We start from the raw sequence: 3,110 nt of genomic DNA, 5'->3' as shown, positions 1-3,110 counted from the left end.
CTCGCCAGCGCCGGATGCGGCGCGTCCACATCGCCGTCCACGTCCGAGGGGTCCAAGGACCTTCCGGGAAGGGCCACTCGATGATCTACGGATACGACCCCAGGACCGGTGAGACCGTGGGCGGCGGCCTGCCCGAGACCGACGGCGCCGGGGTCGACTTGATCGTCTCCGCGGCGACGGCGGCCGGGGCCGCGTGGCGCGCCACCCCGGCGGACGAGCGGGCGGCGGCGCTGGAGGCCGTCGCCGACGCGCTCGCCGCGCACGTGGACGAACTGTGGCAACTCGCCGACCGGGAGACCGCGCTCGGAGAGGCACGGCTGCGGGGCGAGGTGGCGCGTACGGCCGGCCAGTTCCGGCTTTTCGCCCAGGTCGTCAGAGACGGCGGCTACCTGGAGGCCGTCATCGACCACGCGGACCCCGCGCTCACGCCGCCGCGGCCGGACGTGCGGCGGATGAACCATCCGCTGCCCGGGGTCGTCGCGGTGTTCGCGGCGAGCAACTTCCCGTTCGCGTTCTCGGTGGCCGGCGGGGACACCGCCTCGGCGCTGGCCGCGGGGTGTGCCGTGGTGGTCAAGGCGCATCCGGGGCATCCGCACACGTCCGAGCGGGTGGCGAAGATCGTACGGAACGCCCTGCCCTATCCGGACCTGCTCGGGCTGGTGCAGGGGATGCAGGCGGGCGCCGACCTGGTACGCCACCCGCGGGTGGTCGCGGCCGGGTTCACCGGGTCGGTGGCGGGCGGCAGGGCGATCCAGAAGCTGATCGACGAGCGGGAGACGCCCATCCCCTTCTACGGCGAGCTGGGCAGCGTCAACCCCGTCGTGGTGCTGCCGTCGGCGCCGGCGCAGGAGGTGGCGAGCGGGTTCGCGGCGTCGCTGACGCTGGGGGTCGGGCAGTTCTGCACGAACCCGGGGCTCGTGTTCGTGCCCGAGGACGACGAGTTGCGCAAGGCGCTGGTCGCGGCGGTGGAGGGCACGAGCGGCGGCCCCATGCTGGCCGAGCGGATCAGGGACGGGTATCTGGGCGGGCTCGGCCGGCTCGGCGAGCTGACCCTGCTGGCGGAGGGGAAGCCGGGGGAGGGGGCCTGGGCGGTGGCGCCCAAGGTGTTCACGACCGATCTGGAGTCGTTCGGCGAGCGGCTGCCGGGGATCGCGGAGGAGTGCTTCGGACCGGCCGCTGTTGTGGTGACCTATCGGGAGGTTTCCGAGCTGAGGAGGGTGCTGGAGCGGCTGGAGGGGTCGCTCACGGCGACCGTTCACGGCGGCGATCCGGACGAGGCCGAGGCGATCGTCGAGGTGCTCGGCCGGAAGGCGGGGCGGCTGATCTGGAACGGATGGCCGACCGGGGTGGCGGTCTGCTGGGCGATGCACCACGGTGGGCCGTGGCCCGCGTCGACGTCGGCGTACACGTCGGTGGGGGCGACGGCGATCGGGCGGTGGGTGGCGCCGGTCGCGTACCAGGACTGGCCGGAGGCGCTGCTCCCGGAGGAGCTCAAGGACGCCAACCCCCTCGGGATCCCGCGCCGGGTGGACGGCCGCCCGCGGACGGCGTGACAGGCCGCCCACGGCCGTGGAAAGCGGACCCACCAGGCGCTTCTCGAAGCGAAGAGCGGGTCAGGGCGTGGCCAGTTCGAGGCCCCTCGCGATGAGGTGCCGCAGGGTGGCCAGGTGGTCGGGGGCCGGGTCCGTCAGGGGGGCGCGGACGCCGCCGACGTCCAGCCCCCGCATCCGCACGCCTGCCTTGACCAGCGAGACCGCGTACCCCGGCACCAGGTCCCGCAGCTCCACCAGCGGCAGGTAGAAGCCGGTGAGCAGCCGCCGCACGAGCAGGTCGTCCCCGCGGGTCACCGCCTGGTGGAAGGCCAGCGCGATCTCGGGCGCGAAGGCGAACACGGCGCTGGAGTACAGGCTCACCCCGAGCCCCCGGTAGGCGGGCACGGTCAGCTCGGCGGTGGGCAGTCCGTTGAAGAACGTGAACTCCCCGGCGGGCGCGGCCGCCCGGACGGTCAGGATGATGCGCTGGAGCAGGTCGAGGTCGCCCAGCCCGTCCTTGAAGCCGATCACGTTCGGCAGGGCGGCGAGCTCGGCCACGGCGGCGGGGGAGAAGCGCGCGTTCCCCCGCTGGTAGATGACGACCGGCAGGTCGGTGGCCGCCGCGACCTCCCGCACGTACCGCACCAGCCCCGCGGGCGGCGCGCTGACCAGGTACGGCGGCAGCAGCAGCAACCCGTCGGCGCCGCTGTCGGCGGCGGCCCGCGCGGTGGCCCTGGCGGTGGGCAGCGGCCCGCCCGCCCCGCCGAACACCGGCACGCGCCCGCCCGCCGCCGCCACCGACGTGGCCATCACCTTGGCGTAGTCGGCGAGGTCGAGGGCGTTGTACTCACCGGTGCCGCAGGCGGCGAACACTGCTCCCGCCCCGGCCGCGACCCCGGCGGAGACGTGCTCGGCCAGCACCGGCTCCGAGACGGCGCCGTCGCCGTCGAAGGGGGTCACGGGAAAGAAGAGAACACCATCCAGCCGCATCGGCAGTCCTTCCAACGAGGGGTCTAGCGGATGCCCTCCCTGCGCAGAGTGGCAGCCAGCTTGCGGGTGTGCTTGATCACCGCTTCGGTGATCCGCTCGATCTCGGCGGGCGGCAGCGCGGCCGGCATCGAGCAGCTGATCGCGTCGGTGGCCGGGATGCGGTAGTCGACCGCCACGGCCACGCAGGCCACGCCGGGGGTGCCCTGCTCGCGTTCGAGGGCCCAGCCGCGGGTGCGGACCTGGTCGAGCTCGCCGGTCAGCTTGGTCAGGTCGGTGATGGTGTGCTCGGTCAGCGCCGGCAGCGGGTCGGGCAGCAGTGCCACGACCTCGTCGTCGGTGAGCTGGGCGAGCAGCGCCTGGCCGAGCGCGGTGACGTGGGCGGGCAGCCGCCGGCCCACCCTGGGGATCACGTGACCGGCCTCGCGCGACTCGCGGGTGGCCAGGTAGAGGACGTGGGCCTCGTCCCTGCGGGCGAAGTGCACGGTCTGGCCGATCTCGTCCCGCAGGTCCTCCAGGGTTTCCTGGGCGAAGCGCAGGGCCGGGTCCTTGTCGAGGTAGGCGGTGCCGGTCAGCAGGGCGTGCGGCCCG

At 74.2% G+C, this 3,110-nt stretch carries 3 protein-coding genes; 1 reads left to right on the top strand and 2 read right to left on the bottom strand.

Going from position 1 to position 3,110, the window contains the following annotated elements; genetic code table 11:
* The first annotated feature begins 14 nt into the window (after nt 1-14).
* Complete coding sequence (locus ACWCSD_RS50345) at nt 15-1,553, top strand: aldehyde dehydrogenase (NADP(+)) (protein ID WP_449926594.1); 1,539 nt, start codon at nt 15-17, stop codon at nt 1,551-1,553.
* A gap of 60 nt (nt 1,554-1,613) precedes the next feature.
* Here the strand turns inward: ACWCSD_RS50345 and ACWCSD_RS50340 are convergent, their stop codons facing one another.
* Together ACWCSD_RS50340 and ACWCSD_RS50335 are read right to left on the bottom strand one after the other, a co-directional pair.
* Nucleotides 1,614-2,522 (bottom strand): 5-dehydro-4-deoxyglucarate dehydratase, encoded by a 909-nt coding sequence (locus ACWCSD_RS50340; RefSeq protein ID WP_397160812.1) that lies wholly within the window; start codon nt 2,520-2,522, stop codon nt 1,614-1,616.
* A gap of 23 nt (nt 2,523-2,545) precedes the next feature.
* Nucleotides 2,546-3,110: IclR family transcriptional regulator (locus ACWCSD_RS50335; RefSeq protein ID WP_449926591.1), on the bottom strand; the 565-nt coding region annotated here is incomplete at its 5' end.

Source organism: Nonomuraea sp. NPDC001684 (assembly GCF_053596515.1).
This window is presented reverse-complemented; position numbering and strand designations above follow the sequence as displayed.